General features: G+C 37.8%; 7 protein-coding genes and 1 pseudogene. 4 read left to right on the top strand and 4 right to left on the bottom strand.

Annotated elements, in window-relative coordinates; translation table 11 throughout:
- Positions 1-137: 137 nt before the first annotated feature.
- The 3 genes from PVV70_RS00040 to PVV70_RS00030 form a co-directional block, all read right to left on the bottom strand.
- The gene (locus tag PVV70_RS00040) at positions 138-1,343 is read right to left on the bottom strand and encodes an ATP-grasp domain-containing protein (RefSeq protein ID WP_273757387.1); all 1,206 of its coding nucleotides are present in this window, start codon (positions 1,341-1,343) and stop codon (positions 138-140) included.
- Positions 1,340-2,554 carry an MFS transporter gene (locus tag PVV70_RS00035; RefSeq protein WP_273757386.1) on the bottom strand — a complete coding sequence of 405 codons (1,215 nt, stop codon included), beginning with the start codon at positions 2,552-2,554 and terminating at the stop codon, positions 1,340-1,342. Before PVV70_RS00035 ends, PVV70_RS00040 begins: the two co-directional genes overlap by 4 nt.
- A 530-nt stretch (positions 2,555-3,084) precedes the next feature.
- Positions 3,085-3,861 carry a trans-aconitate 2-methyltransferase gene (locus tag PVV70_RS00030; RefSeq protein ID WP_273757595.1) on the bottom strand — a complete coding sequence of 259 codons (777 nt, stop codon included), beginning with the start codon at positions 3,859-3,861 and terminating at the stop codon, positions 3,085-3,087.
- Between the two features lie 624 nt (positions 3,862-4,485).
- Between PVV70_RS00030 and PVV70_RS00025 the strand changes: the two genes are divergently transcribed.
- Complete coding sequence (locus PVV70_RS00025; RefSeq protein WP_273757385.1) at positions 4,486-5,697, top strand: MFS transporter; 1,212 nt, start codon at positions 4,486-4,488, stop codon at positions 5,695-5,697.
- A 317-nt stretch (positions 5,698-6,014) separates the two neighbouring features.
- Here the strand turns inward: PVV70_RS00025 and PVV70_RS00020 are convergent, their stop codons facing one another.
- Positions 6,015-6,284, bottom strand: a complete 270-nt coding sequence (locus PVV70_RS00020; RefSeq protein WP_273757384.1) for a hypothetical protein — start codon at positions 6,282-6,284, stop codon at positions 6,015-6,017.
- A gap of 961 nt (positions 6,285-7,245) precedes the next feature.
- On the opposite strand from PVV70_RS00020, the gene PVV70_RS00015 reads away from it, so the two are divergent.
- From PVV70_RS00015 to PVV70_RS00005, 3 genes and pseudogenes are all read left to right on the top strand, one after another.
- The gene (locus PVV70_RS00015; protein ID WP_273757383.1) at positions 7,246-7,770 is read left to right on the top strand and encodes a helix-turn-helix domain-containing protein; all 525 of its coding nucleotides are present in this window, start codon (positions 7,246-7,248) and stop codon (positions 7,768-7,770) included.
- A 681-nt stretch (positions 7,771-8,451) separates the two neighbouring features.
- Positions 8,452-14,748, top strand: a complete 6,297-nt coding sequence (locus PVV70_RS00010) for a Vomp family autotransporter (RefSeq protein WP_273757382.1) — start codon at positions 8,452-8,454, stop codon at positions 14,746-14,748.
- Between the two features lie 1,225 nt (positions 14,749-15,973).
- A pseudogene (locus tag PVV70_RS00005) lies at positions 15,974-18,749 on the top strand (hypothetical protein); the annotation flags it as partial.

Here is an 18,749-nt window from a genome sequence, read left to right as displayed (position 1 = left end):
AGGGTTATATAAAAGTTCAAGGATTTTTATTTCTTTGATTTTGTTGATTTATGTTGTACCCTTAAATAGATTTTTATAAGTTTGAAGGCATAGCTTAAAGTTCAGCGTTTTTAGGCTTTTTTCAATTGATGTTTTTTCTATAAAAAATTACGACGAATTATCCTTTCCAGAGTCGATAATTCATCATCACTCCGTCCCCAAATTGCTATAATGGCTGGGCAGGTATTTAAATCGATGGTCAGGGGCAGAGGCTCATTTTCTTTAAAAAAGAGCATAAAATGAACCACATTTTCCCAAGAATGAAGCTTTTTCTTCCACAGGTTAACATCTTTTATAATATGACCATCGATCTTGTTGATAAGAAAGATAATACGTCCTTTCTTCTTAAAACGGCTTGGTGTTGGCGAAAACACTCCCGCAATAAGGTTAACGGAGCTTTTCAGTAAATCATCTTCATAGCAATGCGCGAACAAGGAGGGTGCAATCCCTCCGTGGAGGCGGGCTCCCACTTCAATCATTACTAGACCGTGAGCGGTTTGCATGATCTCCATATGCGCAGGTCCATATTCAATCCCCACCGCGTGAATGCACTGTTTTGCATAAGAGATCAGAGCGGTATAAAGGGGGGCTTGAGCATCAAGCACATCAAGCGATTCATAAACAAAGGCACTTCCATTATGGATACCCTTTTTATAGCGCGATAAACTACATATCTTTATAGCCTCTCCCTTTACAACGGCATCTACGATGTATTCTTCTCCTTCCAATCTTTCTTGAAGCAAATAAGCCTCGTTAGGTACACCAAAAATATTTTTCTGCCTCCAGTCAATTTCAGAAATCCACGCTGCCACTTCCTCACGGCTAGAGAAAAACAAAACACCATCACTCCCAGCAGAATCGTTTGGCTTTATCACATAGCCGCTGGGGCTTTCAAAATCATTGAGAGCACAATCATCTTTTGTAAGAATCTTTGACCTTATATAGGATAAACCATTTTCACAAAGGCGCTTTTGCATTGCTGCTTTTTTCCGCCGCCAATCGGTGGTCAAGGGGTTATTTCTAGGACAACCATAGTAAGCAGCCAATTGTTCTGCACAATAAATACCTCCTTCGGCACCTGCTATAACAGCTTCTATCGCGCCGATAGGAAAGCGCTGTTTTATCTCATCGATACTATGAAGTTTTGCTTCTGCCATGCCTTCACCCTGATAAGAAAGTATGAAGTGTGAAAAAGGAATTGGTTGAGAGATAACACCGTAACAGGTATAGCCCAATTTTTGCAAAGCAGGGGCATAGAGAGCACCCGTGGAGAAAGGATCGACAATAAGAATGGTTTTGCTCATGCTTTGTCCCGCTGTGATGAAAGAAAAAGAACATAGATAAAGATTATGAATCCTATAAGGGGGAGAAGATAAATGGCTGCTTGAGGTCCCATAAGGGCAGAGCTTGTAAGAAGACCAAGGATAACATAACCAGCCGATTGAGAGAGAGTATAAAGCATGCCGCTATAGCTTCCCACCAGCTCTGCTTGAGTTTCTGTTCGGGTTGCTTCAATCATATGTTTGCGGGCGTTAATCCGCATGGTATTCATTGAAAAGCCAATAAAAAAGCAAAAAATCACAGCCAAATAAGGCGATTGCGTGGTGCTAAAAATAAGATCAGCTAAACCCAACATAAGAGCTGGAAGGATGAATTCAAAGCGCGGGATCTTGATAAAAGCAGCCAGAAAAGCGCCCACACCTGCAACAGCACTGCACAACCCATAATATTCAGAGCCAAAATTTTTCACACTCTGAAAAAGGATAGTTGCCAGTGTATTATAAGCGCAAATGTGAAAGCCAATAAGGCCTATGCAGATGCATAAAAGTTTAAGCTCTAGGGAAAGCCCATCTGCTTGCGGTATAAGCATTGGCTCTTTATCGGTGATAGGCGGCAAGCTGTTTGTAGTGCTGTCGGCATGATATTCATCGCGAAAGATGACATATCCGGCCACAAGGCTTACGATAATGTCAAACACACAAATCGCTGCAATCAAACCATTATAGCCGACTTCAGCTGCTACCCCTCGTGGGCTGGTTGCTTCTAAGAGATAACCACTCAATGCTGCCCCCAAAAAGGCGCCAATCTGCACCACTGTTTGCATAATGCGAGAAGCCTTTTGAGCACTAATATAGCCACTAAGCGCGAGTTTAGTATTATAAGTCTCCAGCGTACTTAAGGTGATCAAAGAGAGATAACCAATAGAGATAGAGACCACAATAAAACCAAAACGGGAGTCGACATAATGAAAAAGAGCAATCAATAAAAGGAGGCTATAGATGATGATCCGTCTTGTGTATAAATCGATCAATCGCAACGATGCTTTAATGTGCACAAAACCACTCTTTTTCAAAAGATAGGGTGTAAGGGTCCCTAAAGCCATGGTTATGCCTAGAAAAACCGATGAGGATGTTATGCGATAAGCATTCCAAAGGTTACTTAAGAAAAGCACCATATCAGAAAGATAGAGCAGAACAACAAGCCCATAAAACCGAAACATTAGCTGTTTGCGCACATCATTCCCCCCATGTCTGCATCTTTAAAAATATGCAGTATTATAATTGGTACACACGCTCATAAACAGTTAGTACATCTATTACGGGATAAGTCAAGTGTTTTCGATAGGGGCATGATATAAATTTGAACGCTGATATTTACTGTAATAATATCCCATTTTCAGAAATTTAAGTAGCGAGGACAACTGGTATTTTTGCTACGTTTTTTGTGGGACACCTTGCCGATAAAGGGGTACTTATTCGATGATGAGCGCAGCTACGCCTAAGAGCCATATTTGGTATTTTAAGGGGTGTCTCTGTTTAATTCAAGGTTGCTGGGTTGTTATTGATTATTGACTGGATAAGCTTGGATTTTGAAGGGACAACAAACCTTAATTATCGGGCAGAAATTATTTATGGCTTCAGATTGAGGTGTGCTAGTACAGCTTTAGGTGGCTCTTTATACAATCAATTTGGGGCGGACGACTTCATTTGTTGGGGGGAGATTATAATGCGTTGAAAGGTAACGGGGATAACCATAGATGTAAGATTATTTCATATAGATGTAGAGTTCACTTCGATACAAAAGTTCCAAATTTCCTTGCACTTCGTATTGTTTTATGAGTGTAACCAATTGCTGCAAATATTCTTCTCCATGGCTGGCAATGGCGCGTTGCGCTTGCGTTGAAGAGCGGCTCATGCCGATAAAAGCTTCGGATGGGATTGTCATTGTCCAATTGTGTGTACGTAAAGCAACCTTTTCTGGGTTTACTCCAAGACCGTCACGCATTTCTTGTAAAAAATCAAAATTGCGATAATAACGGGAATAATTAGGGCTCATCTTCTCTAATAATGTCTCATAAGTGGCTAGAAATTGACTATTTTGAAAATCACGATTGTTTTGAATGACAGCCATGACACCACCGGCGCGAAGTTGACTTGAGACATTGCGAAGCAACAGAGGGCGATCCATCCACTGAAACGCTTGTGCCGCAACAACAAGATCAACCTTGCCGATTTGGGGCAAGAGGCTTTCGGCTTTGCCGTGATACCACTGCACAAAAGGAAATTTGCTTTGTCCCTGTTTAATCATATCTGCTGATACATCAATAGCATGATAGTGGTGTTCATTTCCTAAAAGTTTGACAATTCCCTCTAATGCAATGCCCGTTCCAGCCCCTACATCCACGATAGACAAATGCTTTTTGTCTTTAAAAGGAAGCAGCATGGTTTTAAATAAGGTGAAGGGGTAGCGTGGACGATAACGATCATAATCATCAGCCAGTCCATCAAATTTTTCACTTTGCGGTTGAATAGTTTTTAACATATGGTGTGATCCCCCTTCACGAATTGCACTGTACATAAAGAAGCTCTCCTTTGTCCATTATGTCAAGTAATAAATTCTAAAAGAAAATTGAATGGGAGCTGCTCTTTGACACTTTCTATAGAGTTGATATTTACATTCTCTTCTGCTTCAAATGATGCATTTTGAAAGTAAATTGTTTTTTGAGCAATCAGTTGGAAATTCCATATATTCCTCTAAAAATCTGTCTTACTTCTGGTGCGATTACCTCTTGCATGCCTTTTATGAGCATTAAATTTATAACTTGCTTGCGGAAACGATTATTCTCAAACACTCTATCGTAAAAATGAGATTGCCTATTCGCTTTGTAACTGTACAGCCAAAACAACACATTTCAGCGTCACTATTTTATATCTATAGTGCCAATGTAACGCGCAATGAAAGTAGAAATATTTATTAATCTTCAGTATGTTAAACTTATCCCATATGATATTTAGAGAGTTTTCTTTTCATAAAAAATGTATCACGCTCTAATAAAACGAGGAATTTCATTCCTTTAAATTTAATGAACTAAAATAAGAACTCAATATATATTTTTAAATGTGATTATGTGGCATACTGAATGATGTATGTATGAGGGAATGATTTATGTTCGTTGCAAATTTGAAAGAACGTGCTGCTTTATTTGAAAATAGAACTTTCCTCTATTTTACCTTGAGCGGCTTATTTGCTACATTTGGAAATGGGCTAAATTATATTGCATTATCATGGCTTGCTTACAATCAGACAAGTTCGATCCGTGGTGTAGCGTTGATGATGCTTTTTCTCTGGACGCCTAGCATTCTTTTTGCACCTTTTTTGGGTGTATTGGCGGATAAATACAATCGTAAAATGCAGATTATCACTTCAAATCTTGTCAGAGGTTTGGTGATTGTGGGGTGGGTAATGCTTGGGTATTTTGGCATGGAAATTGATTTAATGATCTTATCTGCTCTATTGGGTATTTTTATTTCTCTTTATATGCCATCAGCTGTCCCTTTAATCCAAAGTATTGTTCCTAAAAAACAGCTCATCAATGCAAATGCAACCATCGATATGGTTTATGAACTTGGCACTATCATAGGTATGGGGCTTAGTGGATTTATACTCGCCTGTGCCGGAACAAAAGGAACACTTCTGATAGGCGGCATATTTTTTATTATTGCTGGTTTGTTTAATTTTGCAATGAAAGTACCTAATGCCCATAGATCTAAAAGTCAAAGTAAGCAAAACTGGTGGAAAAATTATAGAGCGTCCCTTCATTATTTTAAGCAGAATCCGGTTCTTTTTATGCCTTATATAAGCCAGATGATTATTATGACGCTTTTGATGACTATTCCTGTTATTTTGGTGCCTTATACACAAGAGGTTTTAAACGCAGATAGCAGGACTTTTGCAATATTTGAGGCGCTTTATTCCATGGGCGTATTTACTGGTGCGCTTCTTTCTCCATTTTTTTGTAAAGTTTTATCTATAAGGAAAACATTGGCACTTTTATTAGCTGTTATGGCTATCGGTCTTGCCATTCTATCTGTCAATACACACACGCTTGTTGTTTTTCCTGTTTATTTCATGATTGGATTTGGGCTTTCAAGTTGGGCTCTTTCGATTTCTTTATCGCAACTCTCTTGTGATCCCGAATATCAAGGAAGATTGCAGGCAAGTTTTAATGGTTTGTCTGGATGCTTTATCCTCGGAGTCTATCTCATTATGGCAAGCGATAGCAGTAACATATCACCTCAATCGATATATTTTCTTCAAAGCATTGTTGCGCTTGTTGGAATATTTATTGTGCTATTTTATCAACATGAAAAACGATAAATTACATTGAAGTGTAGTAAAACTATACGCTATTTTATAAACATTTATAACGCCGTATATTTCATATTTTGCTTTTAAAGGGGTGGTGAGCAAATGTGAAAGTGTTGGTGCTTTTAATGAAGAAAGCATAAATTAATTTATGCTATAAAATACTCTTTATTTTTTGATGATGACCAAAGAGGATTAATGCGTTTCTTTAATTCATCGGACTTTTGTAAGGAGGCAAAGACGCAACACGTTAAAGTTTCTTAAAAATTTTTTGGTTTAAACACAGCAGAAAGTAAAGTGCTCTCTCATCATATGGGGAGAGTGGTGCGTTATTTTTGTTTTTCAAAATCCATACGAAAAATTGCATCAATTTCATCCTCATTTGAATGAGCATTTCTGCGACGATGCAAGGTTTGTACAATCTCTTTTTTTAAAAGCGTATCTGTTTCACTTAAACGGAGAATACTGAGCTCTAATTCAAGAGATAAAGCTAAATCCACACATAGTTTAAGCTCTTCTCCAATGTCGAAACCACGTTGATAGTCGTCATAAAGGCCAACCAGTGTATCGGATAATTCCTTATCGCATAAAGAGGTCATGCTGAATTCCTCCACGTTGTGGTTTCCTGTGCAGCTTTGGTCTGTTTAAGGATTACTCCACTATCATCACTCAGAGTTGCCATATATACGAACCTCATGGATTTGTCAATTTTCTGCAAAATATGCACTTTTAAATCAATGCCTATTAAAAATTTTATCACTCCAAGATTTGGAAGCGCTCAATTGTAAATATAGATGGCAATGTGTTTACTTGTGTTTACTATAGAACTTATAGCATTTAAAATACATCGCAAAAAGGCTTTTAATTTTCGTAGAGGAGGCGTGTTTTGATGATAAACCAAATACCTTGAAATCTCTATTGCTAATCGCAATTAAATTAGTGCCATTAATATCTACAATAAGCAAGCATGGTTTGTAAACGTTTAGCTTTTTAAGAATGTGTGATAATCTCATTTTTTGTAGAAATGCAATGATTTTGCCTCTTTTATATTGAGTTTTAGACATTGATGAACCTTTTATCCTATAAAAAACTATGGAAAGTGCAAATGCATATTTCTGTAATAGGATTTCAATGGTATATTGCACGGTACGCAATGAAAAGAACCACATGTTTTTTTTACTGCTGTGAGACATATGACTGCGCTTTTTGAGAGAGCCGTTGAGTTGATAAGAACTTTGCTCAACGGGCATACAATTGGCCAGAGCAGGGATTGTTTTTTCATGAGAGGATGCTCAAATGTTTTTGACACTGAAGGTCGATATTTGGTAAACTTTCACGCGTTTTGCTTATGGGGATGAGAGTGAGGGCTTGGCAAAATACTATGGCGGTCGCATTTTTTGTGTAATTGTCATAATTTTCGCTCCTGCTGAAATGGATGCTGTAACATCCGTTTTTGTGGGGTTATGTATGTGATAAATGCTTTTTTCTAAGAGCAGTAACGATAGATATAAATCAATATAATTATTTAGTCAACAATTATATTGATTTTGGAGTAATTTTTTGGCTCGTCCGGAAGCAAAACCTAAAACTGAGTTGGCAAAACGTTTTCGTGAAGTGCGTCACGCTCTTGGTTTCACAGAGCGTAAGCAGTTTGCTGAACATCTTGGAATCACTGCTGGCTCTATAGGAACTTATGAAACGGGTATCAGTGAACCTACAGCCTCTGCGCTCTCCAAATATCAAGAAATTTGCGGTGTTTCATTAGATTGGCTTGTAACGGGTAATGGCGAGATGTTTTCAGATATGGCAAAGGCGAAAGCGGCTGGTTTAAAAGCACAAGCAATCCCTGCTGGTTTGATGAAAAAGCTTGGATATTTAGCTTATACAACATATCATGATGCGAACATAACACTTTCTCCTGAAGATGTTGCGGAATTAGCAGCAGAGCTTTACGGAAAATTGCAAGGGCTTATTGAAAATCTCAACGACATGGAAGAAGTCGAAGCCACTTTGCCACTTTTGAAATTGCATTTAAAGCGCAAAATTGAAGCTGAAAAGGTACATAAAACGCCCCAAGGTATATGAGTTACAGCCTTCTAAAATAAAATTCCTTCTGCTATAAAATCAGTTTGAAGAAAAACGCATTGAGTGATAAAAATATCTATAAAAACAATAAGTTATGCAATATTTTTTTAATTTTTTCAATATTCTATATTTCTTATAAAAATAGGGAACCTCTAGAATAGCTTATCCCATAACAAAGAACGAGGTTTCATAAGGGTCATAATCTACTAGATTATAAAATAAGTCTAAAAAGTTATAATTTTCATACAGATAAGCACAACTGTTATAAAACAACACTTTTTGTATTTCATAAGAAGTATTTTTACAAATTGATAAAAAATTATTTTTTATACTCTTGCCATTTTGCTGATGCGCTTTATTTGAAAGGTAGAATTGCTTTTTAGTGAAACTGTTTTTGTTAAGAGATAAATCGCAGTATTTTTTAATGGAGATTACGGTATATTTTCAAAGTCTTGTATTTTTATTTATTTTTTAGCTTGAATCCCTCTAGCTAAAAGGGTTGGGGACTTTTCTAGATTCGATGTTGTTGCAAAGATTTTAGGATGATGCCGTAAGGAATGCCGGCGTCAGAGGGGGAATTTTATATTGATTTATTGTTTTTTTGAGGTGCGCAAACAAGGGTTTTGCCATGAGTGTTTTTGCGCGTTGTGATGATGTTGAACTCTGTTGGAGGAGATTCTTATGAAAAAAAAATATTCCACACCAAATTTAATTAAAGCTGTCTCGCTCAGCGCGGCAATGGCCACACTCTTATCAAGTGTTTCTCCCGTTTTTGCTGCCAATCTCGCGATAACAGGAGCAGCTAATTTGAGCACAAGTGGCACCGGCGTTTCATATGCATATGGTAGTCATGGCAGTGTTGTTTTGTCTGGTGATGATGACTATTGCGGTGCAGACAACGTTGTTGGTCGTGGCGGTAAGCAACAACAAGGAATTGCTGATAATCAACGAATAACAGTACAACAACAATATGACAGATTTATCAATGGTTACACTGGGGGAAACGGTCGTAATGCTTATGGCACGACCACTGAAAAGGTTACTTGGCAGGGTGATGGGACTCTGACCAACAATGCTACTTATATGGGACCAGTTGGCTCTGGAGGGTTTCTAAATGCTATGCCTGAGGCTTATGGTGTTTATTCTTTTGCAACGGGCTGTGGTTCTGCGGCAACAGGAAATTATTCCACGGTATTTGGTGCAGGCGCGACAGCAAAGGCTGGTGGAGCACAAGCTTTTGGTGTTTCTGCGCTTGCAAGTGGTAAAGCAAGTGTTGCCATGGGCGTGGGATCAGAGGCGTCAGGGGAGTCTACGGTTGCTATTGGAGGGCTTGCGACTGCTTCTGGTTATAATAGTGTTGCGTTAGGGCTCAAAACCAAGGCAATGAAAGATTATACGGTTGCTATAGGTTCGAAGGCTGAGGCGCAAGCTCTTGGTTCTATTGCAATAGGTGGTGGAGAGCCTGCAGACAACGGGCAGGAAAGAAAGGTAATAGCGAAAGGTAAAAATTCGATTGCCATAGGTTCCCATACTTATGCTGAGATGGCTCATTCAGTTGCAATTGGTATAAACGCACAAGTACGTGTTATAGATGGTGTTGCTGTGGGGGGGGGATCTGTCTCTCGTATTGAAGCAAAGGTTGCAGGTTATGATCCTGTAACAAATGCTGCAACGAAAAAGACTAGTCTTGCATGGAAAAGCACTGGAGGTGATTTTAGTGTTGGTAATACTGAGCAGAAATTAACGCGACAGATTACAAATGTTGCAGCAGGGACCAACGATACTGATGCTGTGAATGTAGCGCAATTAAAAGCCTTGAGAGATGTGGCATCAGGAGCTTGGAAGCTGTCTGCTAACGATAAAAATCCTACAGACGTGAATCCAGGCAGCATAATAGATTTTTCAGTGAAAAATGGTAAAATAGGAAAAGACAATTTAAAGATTGAAAAAAATACTGAAGACACTAAGCATAAAATTGAATTTATTTTAAATGATCAGCTTGAATTGACGAAAGTCACCACAGGTCAAAGCACTATGAGTGATGATGGCTTTTTTGTTAATGGTAGTAACAACAGTTCACGCATGACTGTTGATGGCTTTTATGTTAATGATAATGGCCCAAGTATGACTGAGAATGGTATTGATGCTGGCCGTACAAACATTAGAAATCTGTTAGAGGCGACTGAAGATCATGAGGCAGTGAATTTTGGGCAGTTGAAAGAATATGTAAAAAAGAACGGGGGCGGCTGGAAGCTTGCTGTTGAAAATGCAGAGGCTGTAGATATTAATCCAGGCAACGAAGTTCATTTTTTTGCTGTTGAGGCTGTAGATACTGGTCACAAAAATATAAAAATTGCAAATACAAATGGGAAAAACGTCTCTTTTGATTTAGCTGATGATATTAATGTAACGTCTGTCACAGCAGGAGAAAGCATTATGGATGCTTCGGGCTTTCGGTTTGACAGTGCTGATGGGCCGAGCATAACTGTTAATGGCATTCATGCTGGAGATAAAGCGATTAAAGGAGTAACGGCAGGGGAAGAAGATACCGATGCAGTGAATTATAAGCAGTTGCAAGAGGTAAAAACACTTGCAGAACAAGGCTGGAAACTTTCCGTTGATGGTAACAATGCTACAAATGTTGAAGCAGGGAGTACAGTAGACCTTGTTCCAGGTGCTGATGACAACGATATTAAAAACATTAAAATTGTCAAAAGTAATGGAAATAAAGTTACATTTACTTTGAAGAGTAATCTTCAGTTAACAAGCGTCACTGCAGGTAACAGTCTTATAAATAGTGAAGGCTTTAAGTTTATTGATGATAATGGACCAAGCATAACTTTGAAGGGTATTGATGCGGGTAGTAAAAAGATTACAAAAGTAGCAGATGGGTCTGATGAGACTGATGCAGTAAATTATAAACAGCTGAAAGATGTAAGACAGCTTGCAGAAAAAGGCTGGAAGCTTTCTGTTGATGGAAACAATGCTACAGATGTTACAGCTGGGGGTACAGTAGATCTTGTCGCGGCGGAGAGTGGGGACGGAAGCAAAAATATCAAAATTGCAAAAGATAACAGCAATAAAGTTACTTTTTCTTTGAATGATACTCTTAATCTCACAAGTGTCACGACAGGCAACAGCATTATGGATAATAATGGCTTTGGGTTTGTTGACGGTGGTCCAAAGATAACGATGAATGGGATTGATGCTGGCAATAAGAAAATTACGAAAGTGGAAACTGGGACTGAAGATACGGATGCTGTAAATTATAAACAGTTGAAAGACTTTAGAGCAGGAATAAAAACGGGTTGGAAACTTGCTGTTGAAGATGAGGAAGCTACAGATGTTGAAGCAGGAAGTACAGTAAAGTTTGTAGGTATTTCAAGTGAGGCTAATAACAAAAACACCAATAATATAAAAATTACAAAAGGCGCAAACAATGAAGTACAATTTGCTTTAAACGATATTATCAGAGTGGACCGTGTTATAGCAGGAAAGTCGAGTATAAGCGATAATGGTTTTGTAATTACTGATGGTCCTAAAATGACTACTGGAGGTATTAATGCTGCAAATACACAAATTAAAGGAATTGCAAATGGTAGCCATGATAATGATGCTGTTAATGTTTCACAGTTGAAGACGGTAGAAGAGAAAATAAAAGAAGTAGAAGATAATAGTCTTGTTAAATGGGATGATGAAAAACTACTCATTACCATTGGAGCAGAAAAAGGTGGCAAGACAATCAATATTGCCAATAATGGAGATGAAAATCGAAATATTACTGGTGTTGCTGATGGGATTATTTCTGAGGTTTCTACTGAGGCGGTTAATGGTTCACAACTCTTTACAACGCTTGAGCGAATTGATAGGTTGAATGATTATTTTGGTGGTGGTGCAGACGTAATTAAAGGTCAAGCACCCACATATACTGTTCAGAAGGAAACACATCAAAATGTTGGGTCTGCATTTGAGGCGATCGATACCTCTATTACGGATATTTACAATCAGATTAACAATGTAACAGAAAATAGCCTTGTTAAATGGGATGAGAATGAGAAATTTATCACTATTGGTAAAGAAAAAGGCGGTACAAAAATTGATATTACAGGTACTGATGGAAAGCGAACCATTGCAGGTGTCAAAGATGGTAAAATTTCTGACAGTTCAGCAGAAGCCATAAACGGTAGTCAGATTAATAAGATATCTGGAGATATTGCAAAATTCTTTGGTGGTGGTACAGAATTTAATAACGGAGTTTTTTCAGGTCCACAATATAACTTATCGATAGTTTCTACAGATGGTAATGTAAAGCAAAAAACCTTTGAAAATGTTGGTGATGCTTTGACAGGGATTGATGCGAATGTCAAAAATGTTAATAGTCGTCTAACATATGTAGATAATAAATTTGATAAACTCTCTCAAGATGCCTTATTATGGAATGATGATAAACAAGCATTCGTTGCACGTCATGGAGAAGATGGACAGAAAACAAATAGTAAGATTACCTTCCTCGCGGATGGCAATATTTCAGAAGAGTCAACAGACGCGATCAATGGTTCTCAACTTTATAAGATGGGTGATCAGATTGCGAATTATTTCGGGGGGGGCGCTAGCTATCAGGATGGAGAGTGGATAGATCCTACTTTCATAGTTTCTCGACGTAATGAAAACGGTGATATTGTTGAGAAAAAATATAATAATGTTGCTGAGGCTTTTAACGGTGTCGATAATTCTATCACGGATATCTATAGTCAGATTAACAATGTGACAGAAAACAGTCTTGTGAAGCAAGAAAACGGGTCAGGGCTTATCACGATCGGTAAGGCAACAGGTGGTACTGAAATTAATATTGCAAACAAAAGTGGTATGGAGCGTACACTGTCCGGTGTAAAAGATGGAATGATCTCTCAAACATCAACGGAAGCCATAAATGGTTCACAGCTCTTTAAGACGAATGAAAATGTCAAAACTGTTACTGATAACTTATCAAAAGTTGCTCAAAATACATCAAAATATTTTGGTGGCAGTACAGATGTATTGAACGGTATCGAACCTTCCTTCCTTATTCAGGGTAAGCCCTATAATAATGTTACAGATGCATTTACGGGTGTGAATACTTCTATTACAAATATTGATAATAAGATTTCCGATGTGGTAAAAAATAGTCTTGTTAAACAAGACGGAATTTCAGATCCTATCACGATTGGTAAGGATACAGCTGGGACTGAAATCAATATTGCAGGATATGGTAAGGTAGCACGTTCCATTTCTGGTGTTAAAGCAGCAGAGAAGGGTGATGAGGCTGTTAACAAAGACCAACTTGATAAAAGCATAAAGGATATTACGAAAGATATTGAGACAGTAACTGCTGCTGCCGTTCTTTACGATAAGAATGACGATGGTAGTGTTAATTATGGTAGCGTAACTTTGGGCGGTGATAAAAACAACGGACCAGTTGCTCTTCATAACGTCAAAGATGGTAGCATTTCCCAAGATTCCCACGATGCAATTAATGGCAGCCAGATTAATAAAATATCAGAAGATGTTGCCAAGTTTTTTGGTGGTGGCGCAAAGTTTGTTGATGGTGCCTTTAAAGGACTGAAATATACTTTATCTGCTATCGTAGATGGTAAGGTAGGGAAGGCTAATTTTTATGACGTTGGTTCAGCTTTAGACGGTCTTGATAATAATGTTCAAGATGTGAATAAGCGTTTAACGAATGTATCCAATGAGTTTAATCAGAAAATTGAAGGTATCTCAAAAGATGCTTTACTTTGGGATGATGAAGAAGAAGCATTCGTTGCACGTCATGAAAAAGATGGCAAGAAGACAAACAGCAAATTGAAATATCTTTTGGATGGTGAGATTGCGGATGGTTCAACGGATGCTATTACGGGTAACCAGCTTTATTTCATGAGTAACCAGCTTGCGAATTATTTCGGTGGTGGTGCTAAATATGAGAATGGCAAATGGACAGATCCTACTTTCAAGATTTCTAAAGTCGATAAGGACGGCAAGACTGTTGAGACAGAGCACCATAATGTTGCTGATGCTTTTGGTGATATTAATGATGGGATGTCAAATATTAATAACCGTATTGATGACGTCATCAACAAGGTCGATTCAGATGCTTTAAAGTGGAATGATAAAGAAAAAGCCTATGATGCTGGTCGCGATGGTAAGCCGAATAAAATTATCAATGTAGCTGATGGCAAAATTGAAAAAGGTTCAAAAGACGCGGTTAATGGTGGACAACTTTGGGAAACCAATGAACGTGTAGCGGGTGTTGAAAAAGATGTTAAGCATCTTAACAACAGAGTCGATAACATTTCCAATACCATTGCTGATATTGGTGACACAGTTATCAATATTGATGCTAAAGTTGATAATATTGATAATAAAGTTAACGATATTGCTGAGGATGCTGTTCGCTATGACAGAGATGAAAACGGTAAAAAAACCAACAAAATCACATTAGCAGGGGGTGATGCCAGTGAACCAGTTCTGATTGATAATGTCGCTGATGGTAAAATTGAGAAAGGATCAAAAGAAGCTGTAAATGGTGGTCAACTCCATGACTATACTCAAGAACAGATGAAGATTATTCTTGATGAATCCAAGCATTATACGGATCAACGGGTTAATAATATTGTGATTGATGCGATTGACGATGCGGTTGATCGGTCTAAACAGTATACCGATATGAAGTTTGACGTTTTAAACTACAGCATTGAGAGTGTAAAAAAAGAGGCAAGACAAGCAGCGGCTATTGGTCTAGCAGTGTCTAATTTACGCTACAATGATACCCCTGGAAAATTAAGCGTTGGATTTGGTACTGGTTTATGGCGTAGTCAATCTGCATTTGCCTTTGGTGCTGGTTATACCTCAGAAAATGGAAAGTTTCGGTCTAATGTATCCGCAACGACTTCTGGCGGACATTGGGGTGTAGGTGCGGGATTCAATATGACCCTGAACTAATAATCAAAAAAACACATAAAAAATTCTTTTTACCCTTGTCTCGTGAGGCAGGGGTGAATTGTTTTTTACATCTTTAAAAAAGGCGCATATATAAATTAATAAATACATGTTTAAAAAACAGAAAAAACTTATATTCTCACTTAAGCGAGTAAATTTTAAAAAAATGCAATTTTTCCATAAATTACACATTCATTATTTTCTACTTTTAAATTTTACAGCTAAAAGTTTTTGCAGCACTTTATAGGTAGAAAAATGGGATCTCCTTTGCTCTCTAAAAAACTGTAAATTTACTACCAATTTTCTAATGGGAAAAATAGTTCTTTAAAGATATTTTAGTTTTACTAAGAGCAGTGATAAAAATGATATGCAAAATGAGCCAACAATAATTTAAACTTTCGTTCTTGTTATTGTTTGCCTTTTATACGGTATTATTTCATAAATGTAGCTGTTCTTATAGTTTTGTCGAATATTGTTTTACAAGTCTTGGTATGACTGTAGAAGGAGAGAGCATAAATACTTTTACCCTCTGCAAACAAGCAAAAGCCAACATTCAATAACAGTTGAGCAATATTTAATTGACGGTGTCTATAGATTCTGAAGGCATGAAAAATTATAGTGTTGATGACGAAATACCACTTTTTAGCGCTTTCACGCTTAAAGGAGAGGAATGAAATTATAAATGCTTTATTTAGCAAAAAAGTTAAGCAGCACTTAATAGCGGCATACAGCGTACCCCAACATGTATTTGCTTTTGGTATTGAAAACTGTAAAATGACAACACGTACTCTAATTTTTAAAGTTCAAAAGAAAAGCATCAGTGTAAGAAAGAGTAACAACATCTCCCCTTAAAATTTTTCAAGAAAAACCACCCGCCCGCTCATATTGACTTCATTTTACTTGAAAAAACTCCCCTTCATTACTCTAGATTTGCTCATTTCAAATTAAAAGAAAAAACGAAAAACAAAAAAAATAATATTATTCTTGCAAAAAATAACCAAAAAGCCTAAAAATTAAACAAATATTAACTAATATATAAAAAAATAGGTCTTATTTTCTTAGAGAACACAAAAAGCGGGTATATTCACTCTAACATTTAAATACATAATTTTTCTATCTTTTCATCACATAAATTTCGATGTTAAAAAATTAAATCTAGATAAAATTCTAGCGTTTAAATATGTCTTTTTGTGTTTGTCGTTAAAATTTTTTCATTGGGGAATTTGTTATGAACAAATTATATACTAAATTAGCGGGGAGTGAATTAAAATTTTCTCGTTTTCCTTTTATTAAAGTTGTGACAGTGACTTCAATTGCTGCACTTTTGTCAAGCGTTTTTCCAGTTTTTTCAAAAAATCTCTCTCCAAGAGAAGGGGGATCTACAGATATAAAGGCTGTTTCTGTGGTTTCTCCCCAAAGTGTTATCTCTGTTTATGATGATTCTCTTGATGTATCAAAAGATAATTATATAACAGTATCGAATACGACGTTGGCACCAAACGCTCATGTTTTGAATGATAATGCAAATTTTTTAACAAGCCACCTTTCTGATGTGGGAGATGATAACTCTCTTGCAAATACTCTTAAAGCAGGGGGCAGTAACCGATTGAAAAGAGCGGTCAGTACAGAGGAAGAAAAGAAACAAGCTATCATCAGCCCACAATTTTCTATTCTTAATAGTATGTCTTCTCAAAAGTTTGCACAGCATGATGAGAGTCCAGTGATCATTGGTGTATCTGACGCCTCACGTAATGTTTCAACTGCAATAACAAACCGTGATGCCGGATTACAACGTGCAGACACAAATGTTACTTTGGGTGAGGGATCGCAAGTGCAAAAAAAATCGAGTGTTGCTATAGGCTATATGGCTCACGCTATGGGAACAAGCAGTACTGCGCTGGGTGGTGAATATAATGATAAGAGTGAACACGGGGAGAATGATTATACAATTGCTCAGGGTGATTATTCGACAGCTTTAGGCGCGGTTTCTAAAGCTTTGGGGTATGGTTCGACTGCTGTGGGGCATCGTGCATACGCAACGGATAAAGAAGCTGTTTCTATAGGATTTTATTCGAGAGCAAACGTAGATCATGCTATTGCTTTAGGTGCTGATTCTATAGCGAATGTTACTTCTGGTGTTCTAGGTTATAATCCTCTTTTGCAAGGGGTGGCGACAGAGGAGACTTTTGCATGGAAAAGTACTTACGGTGCTGTGAGTGTTGGTGATATTAAGCAAGGGAAAACACGGCAAATTGGAGGCATAGCGGCAGGTACTAAAGATACTGATGCCGTGAATATTGCGCAGTTAAAGTCATTACAAACCTACGTAGACAAGGGCTGGAAACTGTCTGTTGATGGTAACAATGCTAAAGCTGTGGGGATAGACGGTACAGTAGATTTTGCAGCTGGAAGTAACTTTGAAATCATAAAAGGCGACCAAGACAATAACATAAAATTTGATCTCGCGAAAAACATTACACTGGAGAGCATGAACATTATAGATGGTCCTCAAATAACGAAAGATGGTATTAATGCTGGTAGTAAAAAGATCACAGGCGTACAAGCCGGTACGAATGATACCGATGCTGTGAATTTTGCGCAGCTACAAGCGATGCAAGAAACTGTGGCTGTAAAAGGTTTAAAAATTAACACGACTGGCAATAATTTTAAAGATGCTATAGCAGATGGGGAATCTTCAATTGCTATAGGTTCTGAGGCATCTGCACTTGGTATTAATGCTGTAGCTTTGGGGATGAGATCACAAGCAATGGTGAACGGAGGGATTGCTATAGGAGCGTATTCTGTAGCGGATGTTAATAGTGGTATTGCGGGTTATAACCCTTTGACAGGTAATGGATCAGGTGAAATAAGTTATGAATGGAAAAGTACGTTAGGTGCTGTTAGTGTTGGTGATAATACTAATAAGATTTCTCGGCAAATTACAGGGGTAGCAGCCGGTACTGAAGATACTGATGCCGTCAATATTGCGCAGTTAAAGTCGTTGCAAACCTATGTAAACAAAGGCTGGAAGCTTTCTGTTGATGGTAAAAATGCTAAAGCTGTTTCTATAGATAATTCGGTAGATTTAGCAGTGGGAAGTGAGAATTTCAAAATTACAGCAAGCGATAAAGACAGTAAGGTACAATTTGATTTAGCAAAGAAGATTACGCTGGATAGCGTACAAACAGGCACGAATACCTTAGACGCAACGGGTTTAGTAATTACGGGTGGTCCAAAAATAACGACTACAGGTATTAGTGCTGGTGGTCAGAAGATAACAGGAGTGGCAACGGGTACTGATGATACTGATGCCATTAACAAAGCGCAACTTGATCAAGATGTGAATAATCTTTCTGGAAAAATTGAGGATGTACGCTCTGTGGCAGTTTTTTATGATGATGAAGAACCACAAGGTGACAATATATTTATGAGATCAGCGCGTAAAGTTAATAAGAGTAATGTAACTTTTGGTGATCCCAAAGCTGGTACTGTCGGATTACATAATGTTGGTCTAGGTAAAGTGACAGCAGATTCAACCGATGCAATCAATGGTTCGCAGCTTTATTTGATGAGTAATAAGCTTTCCGCATATTTGGATGGTAATGCTGGATATAAAGATGGAGAATGGAAAGAGCCTACCTTTACGCTTAAGACAGTTAAGGAAGATGGAACAGAAGAGGAGCAAAGCTATCCGAGTGTAGCAGAAGCATTTGCTGGAGTTGGCACATCTTTCAAGAATATTCAGAATAAAATTACCAATGATATCACCAACCAGCTTAATGAAACAAAAGGTGATGCTTTATTGTGGAACAATGATAAAGGAGCATTTATCGCTCAACATGGTGAAGGTGAAGGAAAAACCAATAGCAAGATTACTTTTCTTGCGAATGGTGACATAACTGAAAACTCCACCGATGCAATTAATGGTTCGCAGCTTTATTTGATGAGTAATAAGCTTTCCGCATATTTGGATGGTAATGCTGGATATAAAGATGGAGAATGGA

It is taken from the genome of Bartonella sp. AU55XJBT (genome assembly GCF_028618525.1).
This window is presented reverse-complemented; position numbering and strand designations above follow the sequence as displayed.

Bases quoted from the DNA above. Each gene is read 5' to 3' on its own strand.
- PVV70_RS00040 (WP_273757387.1), bottom strand. From the start codon at position 1,343: ATGAGCAAAACCATTCTTATTGTCGATCCTTTCTCCACGGGTGCTCTC.
- PVV70_RS00025 (WP_273757385.1), top strand. From the start codon at position 4,486: ATGTTCGTTGCAAATTTGAAAGAACGTGCTGCTTTATTTGAAAATAGA.
- PVV70_RS00010 (WP_273757382.1), top strand. From the start codon at position 8,452: ATGAAAAAAAAATATTCCACACCAAATTTAATTAAAGCTGTCTCGCTC.
- PVV70_RS00020 (WP_273757384.1), bottom strand. From the start codon at position 6,284: ATGACCTCTTTATGCGATAAGGAATTATCCGATACACTGGTTGGCCTT.
- PVV70_RS00030 (WP_273757595.1), bottom strand. From the start codon at position 3,861: ATGTTAAAAACTATTCAACCGCAAAGTGAAAAATTTGATGGACTGGCT.